19 protein-coding genes are annotated in these 19,757 nt (G+C 43.4%); 12 read left to right on the top strand and 7 right to left on the bottom strand.

The genetic code is table 11. From position 1 onward, the window contains the following. Positions 1-46: 46 nt before the first annotated feature. The 4 genes from CH373_RS16775 to CH373_RS16760 form a co-directional block, all read right to left on the bottom strand. Complete coding sequence (locus CH373_RS16775) at positions 47-304, bottom strand: hypothetical protein (protein WP_100714935.1); 258 nt, start codon at positions 302-304, stop codon at positions 47-49. Between the two features lie 252 nt (positions 305-556). After that, positions 557-1,804, bottom strand: a complete 1,248-nt coding sequence (gene glyA, locus CH373_RS16770) for a serine hydroxymethyltransferase (protein ID WP_100714934.1) — start codon at positions 1,802-1,804, stop codon at positions 557-559. A 45-nt stretch (positions 1,805-1,849) separates the two neighbouring features. Next, positions 1,850-2,695, bottom strand: a complete 846-nt coding sequence (locus tag CH373_RS16765; protein ID WP_100714933.1) for a lipoate--protein ligase family protein — start codon at positions 2,693-2,695, stop codon at positions 1,850-1,852. An 18-nt stretch (positions 2,696-2,713) separates the two neighbouring features. Beyond that, positions 2,714-3,583: a rhomboid family intramembrane serine protease gene (locus CH373_RS16760; RefSeq protein ID WP_100714932.1), complete on the bottom strand. Its 870-nt coding sequence runs from the start codon at positions 3,581-3,583 to the stop codon at positions 2,714-2,716. A gap of 151 nt (positions 3,584-3,734) precedes the next feature. Between CH373_RS16760 and CH373_RS16755 the strand changes: the two genes are divergently transcribed. Continuing rightward, the gene (locus tag CH373_RS16755) at positions 3,735-6,185 is read left to right on the top strand and encodes a penicillin-binding protein 1A (protein ID WP_100714941.1); all 2,451 of its coding nucleotides are present in this window, start codon (positions 3,735-3,737) and stop codon (positions 6,183-6,185) included. 201 nt (positions 6,186-6,386) lie between these two features. Then, entirely contained in the window at positions 6,387-7,442 is a 1,056-nt protein-coding gene (locus CH373_RS16750; protein ID WP_100714931.1) for a class I SAM-dependent methyltransferase, read from the top strand. 56 nt (positions 7,443-7,498) lie between these two features. Here the strand turns inward: CH373_RS16750 and CH373_RS16745 are convergent, their stop codons facing one another. Next, the gene (locus CH373_RS16745) at positions 7,499-8,206 is read right to left on the bottom strand and encodes a YiiX family permuted papain-like enzyme (RefSeq protein WP_100714930.1); all 708 of its coding nucleotides are present in this window, start codon (positions 8,204-8,206) and stop codon (positions 7,499-7,501) included. A gap of 54 nt (positions 8,207-8,260) precedes the next feature. After that, the gene (locus CH373_RS16740) at positions 8,261-8,764 is read right to left on the bottom strand and encodes a hypothetical protein (protein WP_100714929.1); all 504 of its coding nucleotides are present in this window, start codon (positions 8,762-8,764) and stop codon (positions 8,261-8,263) included. Positions 8,765-9,181: 417 nt separating this feature from the next. Between CH373_RS16740 and odhB the strand changes: the two genes are divergently transcribed. The 8 genes from odhB (at position 9,182) to CH373_RS16695 (ending at position 16,818) form a co-directional block, all read left to right on the top strand. Beyond that, positions 9,182-10,459, top strand: coding sequence for a 2-oxoglutarate dehydrogenase complex dihydrolipoyllysine-residue succinyltransferase (gene odhB, locus CH373_RS16730; protein WP_100714927.1), 1,278 nt, complete (start codon positions 9,182-9,184; stop codon positions 10,457-10,459). A gap of 12 nt (positions 10,460-10,471) precedes the next feature. Beyond that, positions 10,472-11,887 carry a dihydrolipoyl dehydrogenase gene (gene lpdA / locus CH373_RS16725; protein ID WP_100714926.1) on the top strand — a complete coding sequence of 472 codons (1,416 nt, stop codon included), beginning with the start codon at positions 10,472-10,474 and terminating at the stop codon, positions 11,885-11,887. Positions 11,888-11,899: 12 nt separating this feature from the next. After that, positions 11,900-14,677, top strand: coding sequence for a 2-oxoglutarate dehydrogenase E1 component (locus CH373_RS16720; protein WP_100714925.1), 2,778 nt, complete (start codon positions 11,900-11,902; stop codon positions 14,675-14,677). After that, complete coding sequence (locus tag CH373_RS16715; RefSeq protein ID WP_100714924.1) at positions 14,677-15,084, top strand: DUF6941 family protein; 408 nt, start codon at positions 14,677-14,679, stop codon at positions 15,082-15,084. Before CH373_RS16720 ends, CH373_RS16715 begins: the two co-directional genes overlap by 1 nt. A gap of 430 nt (positions 15,085-15,514) precedes the next feature. Continuing rightward, complete coding sequence (locus tag CH373_RS16710) at positions 15,515-15,796, top strand: type II toxin-antitoxin system RelE/ParE family toxin (protein WP_100714923.1); 282 nt, start codon at positions 15,515-15,517, stop codon at positions 15,794-15,796. A gap of 14 nt (positions 15,797-15,810) precedes the next feature. After that, positions 15,811-16,113, top strand: coding sequence for a HigA family addiction module antitoxin (locus CH373_RS16705; protein ID WP_100714922.1), 303 nt, complete (start codon positions 15,811-15,813; stop codon positions 16,111-16,113). 221 nt (positions 16,114-16,334) lie between these two features. Further along, positions 16,335-16,568, top strand: coding sequence for a DUF4160 domain-containing protein (locus CH373_RS16700; RefSeq protein WP_100714921.1), 234 nt, complete (start codon positions 16,335-16,337; stop codon positions 16,566-16,568). Continuing rightward, complete coding sequence (locus CH373_RS16695; RefSeq protein ID WP_100714920.1) at positions 16,552-16,818, top strand: DUF2442 domain-containing protein; 267 nt, start codon at positions 16,552-16,554, stop codon at positions 16,816-16,818. Before CH373_RS16700 ends, CH373_RS16695 begins: the two co-directional genes overlap by 17 nt. Positions 16,819-16,959: 141 nt before the next feature. Here CH373_RS16695 and CH373_RS16690 read toward each other — a convergent pair whose 3' ends face one another. Continuing rightward, positions 16,960-17,331 (bottom strand): VOC family protein, encoded by a 372-nt coding sequence (locus CH373_RS16690; protein WP_100714919.1) that lies wholly within the window; start codon positions 17,329-17,331, stop codon positions 16,960-16,962. 561 nt (positions 17,332-17,892) lie between these two features. On the opposite strand from CH373_RS16690, the gene CH373_RS16685 reads away from it, so the two are divergent. Next, entirely contained in the window at positions 17,893-18,690 is a 798-nt protein-coding gene (locus CH373_RS16685) for a hypothetical protein (RefSeq protein WP_100714918.1), read from the top strand. A 136-nt stretch (positions 18,691-18,826) separates the two neighbouring features. Continuing rightward, complete coding sequence (locus CH373_RS16680; RefSeq protein ID WP_100714917.1) at positions 18,827-19,747, top strand: NAD(P)-dependent alcohol dehydrogenase; 921 nt, start codon at positions 18,827-18,829, stop codon at positions 19,745-19,747. The last annotated feature ends 10 nt before the right edge of the window (positions 19,748-19,757 follow it).

The raw sequence follows: 19,757 nt of genomic DNA, 5'->3' as shown, positions 1-19,757 counted from the left end.
ACCCAAAGCAGGGTGGGGCCCCAAAAAATAAAATCCCTAGTACTAATTAATAGCCTCCGCCGCCTCCACCACCGCCGGAGCCTCCACCACCTCCACCGCAAACTGCAAGTGCACCGAGGTAAGCAGTATCGCAAGCAGAACTTGGTGGAGGATTTGCATTCACGCAAGACAGGTAAGCAACGCTGGCGGCTTTACATTTATCTTTGTTGTCTCCGTTATTATCTCCGAGTCCATAGTTCGTGCAACCCAGGGACAAAAAGAATACGCCCATCATCAGAACAGGCAGAGCATAGATTGATTTCATCTGCTTTCACATCCTTTCGAAATCATATCCTTTCGGCTTGCTCTAAAATTAGAAAGAAGTCGATCCAAATTTGATTTTTAGGGGAATTTTATGAACGAAAACTAAAAAATCGGAAACAAACTGTGAAAAGGAGAGAAAGCAGAAATCGCCTAATATATTCTTAGGCGATTTTCGATGGCAAGCTTTAGATTATGTTCCTAGAACTGATCGGTCAAAAAACCCGAAGACAGGTAAGGAGCGATTAGATAGACTTCAGTCTAAACGAAATCTATCCATAGGAAATTGCTGAGAAATTTCTCGAACTCCTCCCTTTACTTTCTCCTGAGTCTTTTCGTCATCTGGATTGTCCAAAAAGTCGCTGATTAAGTTCGCCACTTTTTCGATATCCTTTGCTTTAAGTCCTCTCGTTGTGAGAGCTGGGGTTCCGAGTCGAATTCCGGAAGCAACCGCTGGAGGATTCTTATCAAATGGAATCGCGTTCTTGTTCACGGTGATGCCGACTTCATCCAAACCGTCGGATGCTTTCGCTCCGGTTAATCCTTTTACGGAAACATCCAGCAGGATCAGGTGATTATCAGTGCCACCAGAAACCACTCTGAATCCTCTCTTTACAAATGTCTCGCCAAGAACTTTAGCATTTATTAATACGTTTTCAATGTAAGTTTTGTAATCTGGCTGAAGTGCTTCCTTAAAGGCTACCGCTTTCGCCGCGATCACGTGCATTAAAGGTCCGCCTTGGACTCCCGGGAAAACTCGCGAATTTAGGACTTTCTCATTTTCTAATGTAGATAGGATCAGTCCACCTCGAGGTCCTCTAAGTGTTTTATGAGTAGTGGTGGTAACGTAGTCAAAAATTCCTACTGGGCTAGGGTGGTACCCAGTTGCGACTAAGCCGGAGATATGTGCTATGTCCGCCATTAGTTTAGCACCTACTTCCTTTGCGATCTCCGCAAATTTTGCAAAATCGATCGTTCTGGAATATGCAGATGCTCCCGCGACGATCAATTTCGGTTTGTGTTCCCTAGCGAGTTTTGCAATGGAATCATAATCTATCGTCTCTGTTTTAGGGTCTACTCCGTATGCGATTGGCTTGAAATAACGACCGCTGATATTTACCGGAGAACCGTGAGTCAAGTGTCCACCGTGAGCAAGGTTCATTCCGAGGAAGGTATCGCCTGGCTCCAATGTCGCAATGAATACAGCCATATTTGCTTGGGCCCCGGAATGCGGTTGCACGTTTGCATACTCTGCTCCGAACAACTTTTTGGCTCTTTCAATGGCTAGAGTTTCTACGATGTCCGCGTTATGACATCCGTTGTAGTATCTTTTTCCAGGATATCCTTCAGCGTATTTGTTGGTTAGAGTGGAGGAATAAGTTTCGAGTACCGCTCTGGAAACAAAGTTTTCAGAGGCGATCATTTCGAGATTGTCCTCTTGTCGCTTATCTTCTGCGACTAAAGCCTGATAGATTTCCGGGTCTTGGTCAGGTAGATACTTCATATGTTGATTCCTCGTTAATTCAATAGTGCTTTGGGTCGACATGATTTATTCTTCTCCAGTTAGGAATCTTTTTGTGCCATACTTTTCCTTGAAAAGGCGGTCTGCGTCCAAAAAAACAGTTCTTAAAAACGGAAGGAACTCCTTCCCTGTACCTATTTTCTCGACCCCCAGATAATCGGCAAATAAAAGGGCGAGGTCTTGTTTGAATTTTCCAACCTTGAATTCGGGAGGAAGGGAAGTAACGAACTCTTTGTGATCTCTGCCCTTTCTGTAGTCAGGCTCTTCAGGAGGATGAGGCAAATAACTTCCTACAAGTTCGATCAGCCTGGGGTCCAGTATCAATGTGCCGTGCTGCACAATACAGTCCCTCTTTCTAAACTGAGCGTTACCTGAAATCTTTTTCCAGGTTTGCATTTCGGTTTCTTGCCCAACTGCAAGATCTGATTTTCCCCTTGGGTTACTTTGAATATTTTGATTTCTTAATGCGTTGGACACGAGCCCTAACAAAGTTTTGTAGGAGTTCCCTACAGGAAATAATTCAGGCTTTTCTTTGAGTGAAACAAAGATGCTAAAGTTCAAGTTCCATCCGGGCTCGTGTACTACCGTCCCTCCACCGCTGGCTCTCCTTGCAATGTATACTGTTTCTGAATCAATCGGTTTTTTGGGGAAGGGTTGTTCTTTCCTATTTTGTAAAAAGGATTCATAAAAAGGTCCTACTGTTCTTTCCGGTTTTTCGGACAAGCCGATCACGATCGATCTTGGGTTTTCCCAGAATCTAAGACCACCGATAAAGCCTTCGGAAACTAACTTTAGAGAGATCGCTTCCTCCAAGGCTAGATTGTAGTAAGGAGTTCTGACGGAAGTTTGATCTATGATAAACGTGGGTTTCAATCTGAGAACGAAGTTCGGCTATTTATCCGAGTAATATTTGCTCGATGCATCCTTCAAGAATTTCTTTTCCTTTCGACTCAAGGAATCCATTCCTTCCTGAGAGATTTTTTCCAAAAGGCGATCCACTTCGTCCTTCGCTTTTTCCCTTTCCTTCATGTCTTCTTGCCAGCGCTTCATTTTTCTTTTTTGTCTCCACCTCGAGAAAGAGAAGGACGGTAGAGAAAAGGAAAATCGATTCTTTAGTCTATTATAATATAGAAAATATAAGAATCCAAAAAGTGCTCCTCCCGCGTGAGCAGTAACCGCAATCCCGCCGGATTCACCTCCATCGTGAGTCTTAACCCCGCTGGATTTGGAAGTAAACGCGATCAGAAGTAGAATGATTAAGATCAGATACTTTGCTTTTATAGGAAAGATTCCGAAGAAGTACAGTTCTCGGTTGGGCCAAATCAGAGCGAATGCGACCAATAAACCGTAGATTCCTCCAGAGGCTCCTACGATGGTCCCTTGCGGAAAATCCAGAAGATGTGCGACGATCGGAACAATTCCACCGCCGAGGCAGGAAAAGAGATAAAATTTTAGGAAGTTTCTTCCTCCCCAATAGGCTTCCAGAGTGGATCCAAACATCCAGAGAGACAACATATTGAATAAAATATGGAAGACTGAATTCGGATCATGCAATACGGAATAAGTAAGAAGTTGCCAGACAAAAAATTTTCCCAAAACCAAGGAAGGAGTTAATCCGAAGATCTGCAAAAAGAGTCCGAGAGCACTGCCTGGAATAAACCTCAAAACGAACTCTAAGGCAAATACACCAAAGTTTAGAAAAAGTAGCCTGCGGACAACAGGGGTCATTTCCGGGCCAAATCCAGCGGAATAAGAAGCCATACGGCCCCAAGTTTTCTCAACTTCTTTCTTGGGGCAACTCCAATCCAGAATTTTGTTTCATCCGGGATGACGCCAAAACCTAGTCTTCTAATATTGGCGTAAAGGATAGGGCCTTTGGTCTGGAAGGAATGGGATTTAGATTCGAATGACTTTGTTTAGCGACGGAATTCATCGGACGATCAAAATTTTATTAGGCGTTGCAATGGCGGGAGGACTATTTTTCGGATACATCCTTTCCGAAGTGGACGATGGGGAGGAGCTCGCGAAACTCGCTTCTTACCAGCCGACAACTCCGACTAGATTATACGACATCAATGGAATCGTATTTGCCGAGCTCTATCGTCATAAGCAGCAACTCTTAAAATACCAGGACATTCCTCCTCATGTAGTTCAGGCATTTTTGTCCGTAGAGGATAACAATTTCTTTAATCACTTCGGGATCGATTTTATGGCGATCGGAAGGGCGGCGATCGTAAATATTCTCTCCGGTCGAATCAAGCAGGGCGGCTCCACTCTAACGCAGCAATTAGCTAAGACGATTTTGCAGGATCGTAAGAAATCATTTATTCGTAAATTCGTAGAGGCTCTGTTTACTCTCCAGATCGAGCAGGAATATTCTAAAGAAGAAATCTTAGAAATTTACTTTAATTTAATATACTTGGGACACGGGACCACAGGCTTGGCATCGGCTGCAGACGTCTATTTTCACAAAGATGTTTCTGATTTGGATGTAGCAGAAGCCGCACTTCTCGCTAGGCTTCCCAAGGCTCCAGTCGATTATTCTCCGTACAAAAATCCGGCTTCTTCCAAAAGGGCTCATTTAGAAGTTCTAAAATTAATGGCGAAGGAAGGATACGTTCCGGAAGAGAAAATCGCTTCGATCCACGACGAATTTTGGGCCAAGTATTGGCCGGTTGTAATCACTCAATCTCCTTCTCAATCTACTTGGGGAACCAAGCTCAATCGTGCACCGCATTTTACTGAGTACGTAAGACAAAAATTGTTAAAAGAACTCGGTGAAGATCGGATTTATAACGGAGGATTAAAAATCTATACTACATTAGATATCCGTAAACAAGAAATCGCTCAAGAAGAAATGAGAAAGGCGATTAAGAAACATGACGACTTGGTCTCGGGGGTAACTGTAAATTATGCCGGCGGCGCCGACAGATCCTTAGTAGGACTCTATAATTTGCTAGGCAGCGTGTTTCAGGTTTCTGTTCCGTATATCAGCAAGTTAGACGATAAGGCTAATTTCAGGGTAGCCTTAGAAAGGGAACTAATCGACGCAGCAGACACTTTGAGTTTGTTGCTTCCTGCGGAAAATGAGTCTGCAGCTTTCACTGAGTTTCAAAAAAGATCTGCGGTCTTTGGAAAGAACCTTCACGTAGAAGGTGCAGCGATAACAATCGATCATACCAATGGTTATATCCAAACCATGGTCGGGGGTTACGAGTTTACTCCGAAGAATCAGTTCAATCGCGCTGTACAGGCAAGAAGGCAAACAGGATCGTCCTTCAAACCTTTTGTATACGGTGCAGCGATCCAAGAAAGAGTAGTCGGGTCCGGAACCGGAATCATGGACGCACCTTTGACTACTTTGACCGAAGAAGGAGAAGGCTGGTCTCCCCAGGACTTTGACGGAGATTTTCAAGGAATGGTTCCGCTCTCTAGAGCTCTATCACTTTCTTTGAATATAGTTTCGGTCCAAGTATTTTTGAGAACCGGAGCGGAGCCGGTGATCGATTTCGCTTCTAGATTGACCAAAGCAGATAAAAGTAGATTTCCAGATAGTCCGGCGCTTGCGCTGGGAATCGCGGAACTGACTCCTTTGGAAATGGCAGTCGGCTATTCGATCGTGGCGAACAAAGGTCGGAATGTAATTCCTTTTGCAACCAGATACGTCATCGATCAATCCGGAAACGTAATTTATAACGAAGAATTGAAAGTAAGAGAAGAGTTGGAGAAAGAAAGGGAAGACGGCTCTATTCAGATCATTAGTGAAGGTACATCCTATATTCTTCGAAAAATGCTGATGCAAGTCGCGATGGCAGGAACTGCTACCGACGGTCTTAGAAATCCGGAAAAGGGAAATTATAGAGGAATCGCAGCAGGCAAGACCGGTTCCACTTCTTCTTTTACCAATGCGTGGTACTGTGGCTTTGATCCAAGGATGACCACTGTGATTTGGATGGGCTTCGATAAGAGCTCTATTTCATTGGGTCGTGGTCAAGCGGCGTCCGTGCTCGCAGTGCCGATTTGGGGAAGAATGTACAATCGCTTTTATAGAGGAGAAAACTATCCTAGTTTCAATAATGAAAGCGGTCAGGATCCAGCACCAGATGAAGTGCAATCCGGTGGAACCTGCGCGTATAACGGACTTTCTCCAAAACCAGGAGTATGTCCTGTGACACAAAATCTTACTTTGAAACCGATCACGATTGCAGGTGTGACCAAAGCTGTCCAAGGAAATCGCCAATGCGACGGAGATAGAGACCACCATAAATCTATAGATTTTAGAGAGTTTCTACAGCAAGAGTATCAGATCAGCGACGAAGAAATCGGAAAGACCGAGAGAAAGTTTAAGCCCAAGACTGACTGAAGTTTTTCGGCTTTTACCGGTTTAATTCCCCAGGGGGAAGCACTCGTTTCTTTAACAGATATCCCCCCTCCTCACAGAAAAAATCTATTTGTAGGAATTCCCTCTTTTTTTAAACGCAAGCCAATGTAGACATTTGCGTAAGCACAAGCATCCAATCTTTCAAGGACTCTCGTTCTTCGCATTTGTCGAAGAGGAGAAAACATGAAGATAGATGAGAAAAAGCTCGAGCAGTTTGTTGGAAGAATATTCGGTGAGATTTCGGCGGCATACACAGGTGCTCTGGTCCTGATCGGAGACGAGCTAGGTTATTACACGGCTCTAAAAGAAGGCCCGCTCACATCAGAAGAGCTAGCAAAGAAAACAGGAACAACGGAGCGCTATGCAAGGGAGTGGCTTTCGGCTCAAGCGGCCGCGGAGCTTCTAGAATATGATCCAGCAAAGAAAAAGTTCTCCATCTCGCCGGAGGTCGCAGAGGTTCTTTTGAACGAGGATAGTCCTGCGTATTTGATGGGTGGATTTTACGGAGTCTCTGCAATGTATGCGGGGGTGCCTAAGTTGATCCAAGCATTTCGAAATGGTAAAGGTGTGCCCTGGGGAGAACAACACGAGCATGTATTCTGTGCGACTGCAAAATTTTTCAGACCTACGTATCAATCTCAGTTGATTCAGACTTGGATACCTTCGTTGCAAGGAAACGTCGAGAGCAAATTGAAGAAGGGCGCAAAGGTGGCTGACGTCGGCTGCGGATTTGGTACTTCCACAATCATTTTGGCTCAGGCTTTTCCGAATTCTCATTTTTATGGATTCGATGCTCATACCCCTTCCATTGAAAAGGCAAGAGAGAAAGCAAAAGAGGCGGGATTGAAAAACGTAACCTTCGAAGTGGCCAAAGCAAAGGAGTTTCCAGGTAAAGGCTATGACCTTGTAGCAATGTTCGACTGTCTGCACGATATGGGAGATCCGGTCGGTGCGGCGGCACATGCAAAAGAGACTTTGGATAGTGACGGTACTATGATCATCGTAGAGCCGTTTGCGCACGATCATTTAGAGCAGAATCTTAATCCGGTGGGTCGGATCTATTATGCTGCTTCTACCATGTTCTGCACTCCGAGTTCCTTGAGCCAAGAAGTAGGACTTGGATTGGGGGCACAGGCAGGCGAGGCTAGAATGCGTGATGTAGTTACAAAAAGCGGATTTAAAAATTTCCGCAGGGCTACAGAAACTCCTTTTAACATCGTATACGAAGCAAGACTCTGAACGCACTTTGGGTCCGCGGTCAGCTCGTCTGCGGACCCACTTTTTATATGCAGGTTCTAATTTTTCTCAATGACGGTAACTAATAATTCAGATTTGAACATATCCGAAGGAGACATTACGTTTTCATGATATGGTATTTTGGAGCCATATCGGGCTTTCATCATTTTTTGCACAAATGGGTCGCTAAGGTCAAAGTCGGAAAGATGAGATAGTGGTCCGAGTTCTACACCGATTATTTTTTTATAAATTTTCCAGACAAGTTCCGTGCAATAAATTCGTTCATCGCTCCATTCAAAGAAAGGATCGTAGTGTCGGCCCAGGAAACTTCTTCCATAATCTTTCATTTTTTGAATTTTTTGGTCGCTTAGGTGCTGATCGAAATTGTTTAGTCTTTTGATTACAAAATGCCTGTTCTTTCCTCGGGCGATAAAAGATTCTAACTCAGTGATCCTTACCGGCTCGACCGCTTCCAAGACTTTAAGCTCTTGGCCGAAGCGAAATAAAATTCCGATATGCGTGTATCTAGACTTCGTAGCCAATTTAAGAGCCTTACTTTGCTTAGATAAACTTTCGTGGAAAATAATATCTCCCTCTTTTAAGATTGATGGATCCAAGGAGCTTGCTTGCACATTGAACACTAAACTTAGAGAGAAGAATAAAAGCAGAGCCAAGAATGCTGTTCTAAATCTATAATTGAGTCCTTGGTAGAGCGTTAAGCAGAAGAGAGTTTTGAATTGTGGGGTGTGTTTTTTATCTTGATTCATATTTTCTTAAAATGCCTTGGTAAGAATACTTTGTAAGGTAATACTGAAAATAGGTTACTGTTGTTGGATTTCTTTTTCTAGTTTAAGTTTCCATTTTTCCAATTCTTCGTCACTGATTGGAATGAATGCGCTCAGTATGCATACTTTATTGTAACGCAAAAAACCTGTTCTGAACTGGAACTCTGGGTGCTTTGCTGCGGCTCGCTCGCCATATTTTCTTTTCAGGTCGGGCGGAATTTCCTGGATCCTAGGAAATCTTTCGTAGGCTTTGGTTTCATTTAAGAATGATTCTTCTTCTATCAGAAATTTGTAAATAGATCCGTCTTCGTTTTTGCAATCGGCAAGAATGCTTTCCTTTACTTGCAGCTCAAATTCCTTTTTTTCCCAAGGATTTGGAAGGCTAACGGTTCTGGATCGGACTTTGCAATTTGCAAGTTCCACGACCATTTGTAGGCTCTTTTTTGCTTTTGCGATTTTAGCCAGAAGACCGGAGTTCGAAACTAGAACCAAACTGAGGATGAGAATCCATACCGAAGAGTGGAAAAGGATCTTAGCCAAATGATGTCGCTTATCAGTTCGGTTTCGAGATCCGTACAAAAAAAGGGGAGTCTTGGAGACAAAACGTCCGGGGAGTGTCGAAAGCGCCAGGGATACGGAGGGCTGCAAAGCAGTCCGGAACGGACGAGCGGGGCTCCGCGAGCCCGAAGGTGCCCGGTCGGGGGTCTTTTTCGATATAAAAAAGGAATTGCTCACCTTTGGAATTCTCCATTGAAAAAAGACCTCCGAGGCGCCCCAAATGTTCCCGAAAAAGCCGGCTCTAACGCTAACTTGGTATTCGAATTGTACCCACTTTAAACGTTCCAGGTCTTAGGTGTGTAAAAACTGAAACCGCTTTACAGAATTATTTCCCTTCCGAAAAGTGAAATCGAGGCGGTCCCTTCCGAGGACAGATAAACAGCCTCTGTAGGATCATCGATGTCCATTGAGATAAAGGTCCCCGAAATGGGGGAATCCATTACCGAAGCAACAATAGCAAATTGGGTCAAGAAAGTTGGAGAACGAGTGGAACAAGACGAAGTCTTGGTAGAACTGGAAACCGATAAGGTGACCATGGAAGTTCCGGCACCTTCGGCGGGTGTTCTCCAGCAGATTCATAAAAAGCCCGGAGACACAGTCAAGATCAAGGAAGTGATCGGATTGATCGACCCGGCCGCAAAGGCGACCACGACCTCCTCTCCCTCACCTTCCGCTTCTGCAACCTCTACACCAGTTACTTCCTCAACAACTTCTACAACTCAAACAAACGAAACTCTTTCACCTGCGGTTCGCAAACTCATAGAAGAGAACGGATTGAATCCTTCTTCTATTAAAGGAAGCGGTAAAAACGGACAGATCACGAAAGAAGATGTATTACTCGCTATTTCTAATAAATCCTCATCTCCCGGAGCGACCAGCGGCGGAGTTACTTCTGCTGCAAGTTTAGCTGCTGGGTCTGTTGTCGCAGCTTCTGCGCCGATTCCGAAGGCTGTTCCTGCAGCGCGCAGAACGGATCGCCCTAGAGAAGAAGTGGTCCCAATGACCAGACTTCGTCGTGCAATCGCAGAAAGATTGGTGAGCGCGCAACACAACGCCGCTCACCTGACCACTTTTAACGAAGTGGATATGGGCGCCGTAATGGAGCTCAGAAATAAATACAAGGATAAGTTCAAAGAGGCGCATAACGTTGGCCTCGGGTTCATGAGCTTTTTCACTAAGGCGGCGATTCATGCCTTGCACGCAGTTCCGGCGATCAATGCTGAAATCAGAAATACCGATATAGTCTATAAGAACTTCTACGATGTAGGAGTCGCTGTAGGAGGTCCTAAGGGCTTGGTAGTTCCGATTGTGAGGGATGCCGATCTGCTTAGCTTCGCTCAAGTTGAATCAGAGATCGCAAGACTTGCGCAAAAGGTGAAGGATGGAAAAATAGAACTCTCCGAAATGGAAGGTGGTACATTCACCATTTCCAATGGAGGAATCTACGGCTCGATGATGTCAACGCCTATCTTGAATCCTCCTCAAAGTGGTATTTTAGGATTGCATAATATTGTAAAGCGCGCCGTTGTCGTGAACGATCAGATCGTGATCCGTCCGATGATGTATCTTGCGCTTTCTTATGACCATCGAATTGTCGACGGAAAGGAAGCGGTTACGTTTCTTGTGAAAGTAAAAGAAGCTATCGAAGACCCAACTCGGTTATTATTGGAACTATAAGGAATATTAAGAATGTCTGAAGTTTATGACGTTCTCGTCATCGGAGCCGGACCCGGAGGATATGTCGCAGCCATCCGGGCGGCACAGTTAGGGAAAAAAGTCGGAATCGTAGAAAAGAGAAAAACCTTAGGAGGAACTTGCTTAAACGTAGGTTGTATTCCCTCCAAAGCATTATTGGATTCTTCTGAAGAATATCATAAAATTCTTCATAAAGCGCAGGACCACGGTATCGGTGTGGGAAAGGTTTCCCTGGATCTGAATAAGCTCCTAGAGAGAAAGAACCAGGTTGTCAAAGAAGTCACCGAGGGCGTTGACTATTTGATGAAGAAGAACAAGATCACCAGATACGAAGGATTTGGAAAACTTCTGGGTGGAGAAAAAGTCGAAGTCTCGCTGGTCGACGGCAAAAAAGAAACACTCACAGCAAAGAACATCATTCTAGCTACAGGTTCTGTTCCTATCGATATTCCTAGTCTTCCTGTGGATGGTAAAACCATTGTGACTTCCGACCATGCGATCGACCTCAGGGCAGTCCCAAAACATTTGGTCGTAATCGGTGCCGGAGTCATTGGGCTGGAGCTCGGATCCGTTTGGAGAAGGCTGGGTGCCGAAGTCACTGTCGTAGAACTTTTACCGGGCTTGATCTCTAATATTGATCCCCAAATGGGAAATTTATTGCAAAGAAGCCTCGAGGCTCAGGGGATCAAGTTCTTGTTTGAGCATAAGGTATTGGGTGCGAACCTTTCTAAATCGGGTAATAAGACATCTGCAAAGGTGAAAATTTCTGCTCCTGATGGAAAAGAATCAGAATTAGATGCGGATGTGGTGTTAGTCGCGGTCGGCCGTCGTCCATTTATAGAGGGGATCGGTTTGGAAACTGCAGGAGTCCAACTTACTGAGAGAAAAAGAATTAAAGTGGACTCTCATTTCCGAACAAACGTTCCAGGAATCTATGCAATCGGGGACGTAGTCGACGGTCCTATGCTCGCTCACAAAGCGGAAGAAGAGGGCGTGGCACTGGCGGAGCAAATCTCTGGCCAAGCAGGCCATGTGAATTACGACGCAATTCCTTTCATTATTTATACCTGGCCGGAAATGGCCTGGGTCGGAAAAGGCGAAGAAGAATTAAGAGCATCCGGTGTAGAATATAAAATCGGAAGATCCTTATTTAAGCCAAATGCGAGAGCAAAAGCGATGAATGAGGCAGAAGGCCAGGTCAAGATTTTGGCGGATAAAAAAACGGACAAAATCTTAGGAGCTTTCGTCTGCGGGCCAAGGGCTTCAGATATGATTGCTGAATTGGCTGTGGCTCTAGAGTTCGGAGCCTCTGCAGAAGATATCGCAAGATCGTTCCATGCGCATCCGACTCTATCTGAAATTATTAAAGAAGCGGCGATGGCCGTTGACAAGTGGGCGATCCACGCCTGAGGGAGATTTACGATGAAGATAGAACAACTAATGGCCCTTTACGGGGAAAATGGTGTTCTCCTTGAGGAACTGTACCAAAAGTACAAACAAGATCCGAAAGCTATCGATAAAGAGTGGGGATTATTTTTCCAAGAAGTTGAGACAAACGGTTCCTATGTAGGAAACGGCGCGGTAACGAACGGAAACGGCAACGGAAAAGCCGCAGTCGCTACATCGTTTACCGACGCGCAAGCTGGTTCCATCCGAGAGATGGGGATTATCAACTTGCTGAACGCATACAGAAGGCAAGGACACTTAGCTGCAAAACTGGACCCACTTGGACTTCACCAACCGAACCGAGATTTTATCGATTCGAAATTAAGACATTTGAGTGAAGCGGATTTAGATACGGTTGTAGAAACAGATAATCCTACATTAGGAAGAGCTAAACTACGAGATGTAGTCGATTGGTTTGAGAAGACGTATTGCAATACAATCGGTGTCGAGCATTATTATTTAGTAAACGATGAAGAAAGAGAGTGGCTCCAAAAGCAATTAGAATCAGCGGAATTCCACGCGCAAATTCCAAAGAGCGCTAGACTAAGGCTGTTTGAGAAACTTTTCCAAGCAGACCATTTCGAGACCTTCCTCGCGAAGAAATACGTAGGTAAAAAAAGATTTTCTCTCGAAGGCGGAGAGAGCATGATTCCGATGCTCGATACCATCGTTGAGGAAGCAGGAAGATACCACATGGAAGGTTTGGTAATCGGTATGGCTCACCGAGGTAGACTGAACGTTCTTGTGAACATTATCGAAAAGCCTGCGTCTTTAGTCTTTGCAGAATTCGAAGAAAAGGCTGCGAAAGATGGAGCAAGCTATGCCGACGTTAAATACCATTTAGGTTATTCTAATAGTAAAATGACTACTGCCGGAAAGGAAGTGAAGCTTTCTTTAGCGTTTAATCCAAGCCACTTGGAAGCGGTAGATCCTGTAGTCGCGGGTTCCATTCGTGCAAGACAAGAGCAGTATGGTGATTTGGACAGATCTAAATATATGCCTGTGGTGATCCACGGAGATGCTGCTTTTGCAGGCCAAGGCGTAGTTGCAGAAACCCTAAACTTGATGAATCTGGACGGTTATACAACTGGAGGAACTTTTCATATAGTGATTAATAATCAGATCGGATTCACCACTCTCCCGGAAGAATCTCGCTCTACACTGTATGCAACTGATCTGGCAAAAGGATTCCAAATCCCGATCATACACGTCAACGGAGACGATCCTGAGGCGGTCTATCGCGTCACTAAATTAGGGATGGATTATCGTCAGAAGTTTAAAAAAGACTTTATTATAGATTTGATATGTTATCGAAGATTAGGCCATAACGAAACGGACGAGCCTGCATTCACTCAGCCTAAGATGTACTCCGTGATCAAAAGTCATCCGACGACCGCCCAATTGTTGGAAGAAAAGCTACTTTCGGAAGGCGATATCACTCAGGATGAAGTAGATTTTATTAAGAACGGTTCCGCGCAAGGCTTAGAAGACTCTTTCCAAAGAGCAAAAGAGCAAGACGTAAAAATGAAAGTGGATACCATGAGAGGTGTCTGGGCTAGATACTCCAAGGATCCACTGGATAGCGAGCCAGCTACTAAGTTATTGTCTGAGCAGATCAACGGTATCGTTCACGCGATTACAACTGTACCAGAAGGATTCACTCCGAATCCTAAGCTCGTAAAATTGTTACAAAGTAGAAAGGAAATGGCGGATGGAAAGATTCCTTTGGACTACGGAATGGCTGAGGCTCTTTCTTTCGGATCTATTCTAGAGAACGGCTTCCGGATCCGTCTTTCAGGACAGGACAGCCAAAGGGGTACTTTTTCTCACCGTCACGCAGTTTTGGTCGATATACACAGCGGCCAAAAATACGTTCCTTTGAATCACATTTCTCCGGCCCAGGCAAAAGCAGAGATCATCAACTCCTCGCTTTCCGAATATTCTGTTTTAGGATTTGAATATGGATATTCTTTATCCGATCCGAATGCGCTTGTAATTTGGGAAGCCCAGTTCGGAGATTTTGCGAACAATGCGCAAGTGATCTTTGACCAGTTCTTGTCTAGTTCCGAAGTGAAGTGGCAAAGACTCTCCGGTCTTACGATTTTGCTTCCTCACGGCTACGAGGGTCAAGGACCGGAGCACAGTTCCGGTAGGATGGAGAGGTTCTTGCAACTTTGCGCAGACCAAAACATGCAGGTCGCCAACTGTACGACTGCCGCGCAGTACTTCCATTTGCTCCGCCGTCAGATGTTGAGAAATTACAGAAAACCTTTGATTATCTTTACTCCAAAATCACTGCTACGTTTTCCAGGAGCATTATCTCCGATTGGAGAATTGTTACACGGTGCCTTCCAAGAGTTAGTGATCGGTCATTCTCCTGCCAAGGCAGAGAAAGTAGAGAAGATCATCTTCAGTGTCGGTAAGGTTTGTTATGATCTTTCTAAATACTGGGAAGAGAACCAAATTCAAAACACAGTTCTTGTAAGAATGGAGCAAGTATATCCTTTCCCTGAAAAAGAAATTCAGAATTTGATGAAAACATACAAGAATGCAAAAACTTTTGTATGGTGTCAGGAAGAGCCGAAGAATCAGGGAGCTTGGTTCTTTGTAAGAGATAGAATCGAGGAACTACTTCCGAACGGACAAAGACTGAAATACGCAGGTAGAAAAGAGTCTGCAAGTCCTGCGGCAGGTCATATGAAGGTTCACTTACAGGAGCAGGACCAACTGGTTCAGGACGCATTCCTAGCCTAGTGAGCGAGCCCGTATTATTAGCATTAATTTTTGCTGATAGAGTTATCACTGAAGAAAACGGAAAGCGAGGAATTATCGGAACCTTCACGAAGTTCTTCGCTCAACAATTTCCTGTAGTGTTTCCTCCTTGGGGAATTTATGTTTGCGTAACAAATCTTCGTCCGGGAGATCACGAGTTTTCCCTGGAGCTCGAACACGCAGAGACTGGAGAGAAGTCCATGGGTGTTGGCGGGACTATTCGGGTGAACAACGGAGCCGAGCCTGTCGAAATTAGCATTCCGATTCCACATGCGGTCTTTCCTCGCGAAGGAAGATATATTCTTTCGTTCCTAGTTGGAAAAGAAATCGTTGGAAGCAGGCCTCTCTGGGTAGAAAAAATCCTGCCTCCTGAGGAAACGAATCAGTAATTTCTTTTTGAGAGAAGCAACGTAGGAGCTCCTACAACGCTCACAAGAAACTACTTGCGTAAATGCAGTTTTTCTGATAGATGGACGGGAACGACGCTGCGGTTTTCCCACCACCAGCCCCCCACCCAAAGAGGGCGGGGAGATTCCGCGAACATAGGTAACACTTTAAACCGGAGACACAGGTTACACTTTTAGTTGTGGAATGAACCTTTCTCCTTTCTTCTTTCAAAATGATTTGGATAAAAGATTCAGCTAATTTATTCGGGAAGGGCTTAGACGAACTTGCGTATAAACTAGCAGTTAGGCGAAATAGGGCAAAAATCATAGATTAAAACGGAAAAGAAAACATTTTACAATTGGGTTATTTTCTTAAGCAAAGTGGATATATATCTGATTGACAGATATATCTGAATTGCGAATATATGGTTTAATGATCAAATCTTTTGGGGATAAGGAAACAGAGAAGATCTTTCACCAAGAGTTTTCGAAGAAAATACCTCCAGATATTCAGAGTAGGGCTTTAATTAAGCTCCTTATTCTCGAAAACGCTGAAAGAGAGGAAGATCTCAAAAGTCCTCCTACAAATAGATTTGAGCATTTGAAAGGAAATCTGAGAGGTTATTGTTCTGTAAGAATAAATGATCACTGGAGAATAACATTCAACTTTTCAGAAGGAAATTGTTTTGATGTATCTATCACGGATTACCATTGATAAGGCTTTATATTATGAAAACTAAAAGAATTCCAACACCAACAGTTTCTCAAATTCTTAGAGAAGAGTTTTTGGATCCTTTAGAGGTAACTCCTTATAGGCTCGCAAAAGAATTGCATGTTTCAACTTCTACAGTATTGGAGATTTTGCACAATAAGCGGAAAATCTCCGTGGATATGTCTTTAAGGTTAGCTAAGTTTTTTGGTATGTCGGATAAGTTTTGGATCAATCTTCAAAATGATTTAGAAATAAGAAAACAGAAAGAGAAGTTAAAACTCAAATTAGATAGTATTCAAACGCTACAAAGAACAGGCTGAGAGTCTATTGCCCTACTTTCCTAACTATCGGCTCTGAAGCTGCGCTTCGAGATCGCTTACGCGACTCTGGCTTGACCGTTAGGCGAAAAACCCGGCGAAAATTTTTCTGTTAGCTAAAATTTTCACAATCAGTCTCTGAATCGATGTACGTTCTATATGTAGATTAGCAAATGAACAAATATCAATTGACATACAAATGTTTAGCTCAATTGTAGAGTCGGATGCCTACAATACTCAAAATATATGGTTATAGATTTCATTTTTATTCGAATGAAGGCAAAGAACCACCGCATATTCATTGTAGAAAGGGGAATTCTGAGTGCAAATTTTGGTTAGATAGCATAATGTTATCTGACAACAAAGGCTTTAAAGCTCACGAAGTTCGCGAAATAGAGAAACTTGTATTTGAATATAGAAACCAATTCTTAAAGGCTTATAATGAGTTCCATAATTAAAGATAATATTCTTTCAAATGTGCCTGCGACTAAAGTCTGGACGGAAACTCGCATGGTCTATATCGAACTCTCTGATGGTCGTGTAATAGGTTTTCCTGCCGATCGATTTAAACTTTTGAAAGCAGCAACAGAATCAGAACTTAAAGAAGTGAATTTAGAGTTGGACGGATATGCCTTGAGATGGGAGAATCTTGATGAAGATTTGACAGTTCAAGGAATTCTTGAAGGTCGTTTTCAACTCCCTTTGTAAATATCTCAAAATTCAATTGATAGCGCCGGGTTCATCGCCTAACTGTCGGCTCTGAAGCTGCGCTTCTGGATTGCTCGGCAACCCTTGCTTGACCTCCGGTACATTTCGCTTTGACGCCCGGTGATGAAAGTATTTCTCGAATCAGTACTGAGTCAGAGATAACACGTTTTGGTCAGGATCCTTAAACCAGGCAATTTTTGCCCCGCTCGGAGAAGCCCAAATTCCACTGACATCTTGATTCAACCCCGGATAGCGCTCAAACTGAATCCCTCTTCGAGTCAGCTCCTCAATTTCTTTTTCTATGTCTTCCACCATCCAGCCCAAGGCAGTATATTCCTTTGGAGTGACTTTTTCAACAATCTGAACGCGCAACATTGTCTTGTTCAAATGGAAGACTAAGGCAAATTGATCCTCACTTACGAATCTTAGCCCCAGAGAATTTTGATAAAACTCTTTCGCTCTTGCAGGATTAGCTGTGGCGATAAAAGCAATTGGTTGAGCTTCGGTTAACATTCGAAATACTTTTTAAAGCTTCGTCAGATGAATTGCAATCTAATAATTACAAAAAGCTAATTCGGATAATAAATCTTTATAGAAATTGGCAGAGTAAAAGATTCTGCAACACCGAAGAATCAATGCGGGCTGTAGGACAATGAAGTATGGATGAAATGTAGGATGCGATTCGCGCTTTCGGCGGACAATGCTTGAAAAGTAGGAAGAAACGTGAAGCATAAATGTAGCGTTGTGAGGTCCAATGTTTTGGAATATCCTACTGGCCAGGTTCGATGCAAGCATTTGGAATTGTTGCCGGTAGCGAACAAAGCGGAAATGTCCTTTGGTCCGAATCGGTTTCTGCTCCATTGAATGATCCAGCAATCGCACAATTATTTCGGGAATTCGAGTCCACTTTCTATGTAGAATAAACTTTTGCTAAGTCGATTTCGGTAATTTACATAAAGCTAAATTTCAAAAGTTTGGAAGACGTCTCGGGATCTCGTTGCGCTAAACTGGTGTCTCGATTTTGAAGTGGATATGGTATCGTTTGCACTCAAAGAAGTTGTGCGGGGAGTTGAAATGAGAAACAAATCTGAATTGTTGAGAATAGCAACTAAGGTATTATTTTCTATAATGTTTGTTTCTCTGTTTGGTTTCACTGCTGAGATGGACTCGAAAAGCACGAGAGCTCGAATGAATCAGGCAGGCGAGACCTCGGATTTTAGTTCCGCAGACGTCCCAAAGTATTTTCCGTTAGAGCCTGGTAATCGGTGGTGGTATTCGGGAAAAGCAAAGCAGAGCATAGGTCCCGGTAAAACCATAGAAAAAAATATTTCTATAGAAATGCGCGTTTTGGAAGTAATAAAAAATCGAGAAGCCCAACTATTCATTCTTGAAGGTCATCCATCTCAGGCAGTTTGGTATCTTAAACCAGAACATAAAAATCTGAAGAAAGTGGTGATTCGCCCCGAAAGGTATGCGTATCTATCTGTCGGGGGAAAGCTATTTGAAATTAGAGGAGATTCCGTCGATACAGTAATTTCCGATCTGCGCAAGAATTCTAATTTACCAAATCTTGATTTGGATGATATTGCTTTCGAATTTCCCTTATTTGATGGGCAGAAATTCGGAGGCACCAAGGGCCCTGATGGGGAGGTAGAAGGATATGATTGGCAAGTAGACCGAGTTCTGTCTAAGGCCCAAAAATCATTGAGAAAGATGAAGAAATATCTTGCATTTCAAATTATCCAGCGCGCTTTATCTAGCTATACCGAAATTCAGTTTGAGCCGTATTCAGGCATTACAAAATACAAATATATTCATCATGGTTCTGTATGTGAGGTTTATTTAGACCTAAGAGAACATCATTTGAAGTAAAACCTTATTTTCAATGATAAACTGTCCGGGGGAAGGACGAAATCGATAAGTATAAATAGTACACTTTTTGGATGCTGGCCTTTCACAAGCACACAGAATTTATTAGAAAAATATGAATTATTGAATAGAAGGATTCATGAAAGCAATCATTTACGAAAATTATGGACCGCCGGAGGTCCTTACACTTGTAAACGCGGAAAAGCCTGAGCCTAAAGAGAATGAAATTTTAGTAAAGGTGCGTGCCACGACGGTTACAGCAGGGACTCAGTTTGTTCGGGCGGGAAGGCATCCTGATTCTAAGTTTTTTACGATCATGATGCGTTTAATCTTTGGTATGAATAGGCCAAAGAGACAGATACTGGGATATGAATTTGCTGGCGAAATCGAAAAGGTTGGGAAGGATGTGAGCCTTTTTAAAATAGGAGATAAGGTCTTCGGGACAACTACTGGATTGCGACAAGGAGCTTATGCAGAATATGTATGTGTACCAGAAAGTTGGAAGTTGGGCGTCGTAACAATCATGCCGAGTCAAACAACCTTCGAGGAAGCAACAGCGATTCCGATCGGAGGAATGACTGCATTACATATTCTTAAAAAGGGAAATATCCTAAAGGGACAAAGAGTTCTAATTTACGGAGCGTCTGGCAGTGTAGGAACTTACGCGGTTCAGCTCGCCAAATACTGGCAGGCGGAAGTTACAGGTGTTTGTAGTACTTCCAGTTTGGATTTGGTAAGATCGATAGGTGCCGATAAAGTCATTGATTACACAAAGGAAGATTTTTCAAAAGCGGACCAGCAATTCGATGTGATTTTTGATGCAGTAGGCAAAATATCAAAAGCTACGTGCAAAAATATTTTGAAGAAAAAGGGAACTTACCTCTCTGTAAAATCTATCACAAGTGAAAAAACAGAATCACTGATTTTTCTAAAAGAGCTGATCGAATCCAAAAAAATCAGGCCTGTAATTGATAAGATTTATCCGCTCGAAGAAACTGCACAAGCTCATGCTTACGCTGACTTGGGGCATAAAAAGGGAAATGTAGTGATTTCAATCTGATTCCCGACTG

It is taken from the genome of Leptospira perolatii (assembly GCF_002811875.1).
GTDB lineage: Bacteria > Spirochaetota > Leptospiria > Leptospirales > Leptospiraceae > Leptospira_B > Leptospira_B perolatii.
Note: the sequence above shows the minus strand (reverse complement) of the source record. Positions and strands in the feature narration are given on the sequence as shown.

Bases quoted from the DNA above. Each gene is read 5' to 3' on its own strand.
- CH373_RS16690 (WP_100714919.1), bottom strand. From the start codon at position 17,331: ATGTTAACCGAAGCTCAACCAATTGCTTTTATCGCCACAGCTAATCCT.
- lpdA (WP_100714926.1), top strand. From the start codon at position 10,472: ATGTCTGAAGTTTATGACGTTCTCGTCATCGGAGCCGGACCCGGAGGA.
- CH373_RS16760 (WP_100714932.1), bottom strand. From the start codon at position 3,583: ATGGCTTCTTATTCCGCTGGATTTGGCCCGGAAATGACCCCTGTTGTC.
- CH373_RS16720 (WP_100714925.1), top strand. From the start codon at position 11,900: ATGAAGATAGAACAACTAATGGCCCTTTACGGGGAAAATGGTGTTCTC.
- CH373_RS16685 (WP_100714918.1), top strand. From the start codon at position 17,893: ATGAGAAACAAATCTGAATTGTTGAGAATAGCAACTAAGGTATTATTT.
- CH373_RS16705 (WP_100714922.1), top strand. From the start codon at position 15,811: ATGAAAACTAAAAGAATTCCAACACCAACAGTTTCTCAAATTCTTAGA.
- CH373_RS16680 (WP_100714917.1), top strand. From the start codon at position 18,827: ATGAAAGCAATCATTTACGAAAATTATGGACCGCCGGAGGTCCTTACA.
- CH373_RS16745 (WP_100714930.1), bottom strand. From the start codon at position 8,206: ATGAATCAAGATAAAAAACACACCCCACAATTCAAAACTCTCTTCTGC.
- CH373_RS16695 (WP_100714920.1), top strand. From the start codon at position 16,552: ATGAGTTCCATAATTAAAGATAATATTCTTTCAAATGTGCCTGCGACT.
- odhB (WP_100714927.1), top strand. From the start codon at position 9,182: ATGTCCATTGAGATAAAGGTCCCCGAAATGGGGGAATCCATTACCGAA.
- CH373_RS16750 (WP_100714931.1), top strand. From the start codon at position 6,387: ATGAAGATAGATGAGAAAAAGCTCGAGCAGTTTGTTGGAAGAATATTC.
- CH373_RS16700 (WP_100714921.1), top strand. From the start codon at position 16,335: ATGCCTACAATACTCAAAATATATGGTTATAGATTTCATTTTTATTCG.
- CH373_RS16775 (WP_100714935.1), bottom strand. From the start codon at position 304: ATGAAATCAATCTATGCTCTGCCTGTTCTGATGATGGGCGTATTCTTT.
- glyA (WP_100714934.1), bottom strand. From the start codon at position 1,804: ATGAAGTATCTACCTGACCAAGACCCGGAAATCTATCAGGCTTTAGTC.
- CH373_RS16710 (WP_100714923.1), top strand. From the start codon at position 15,515: ATGATCAAATCTTTTGGGGATAAGGAAACAGAGAAGATCTTTCACCAA.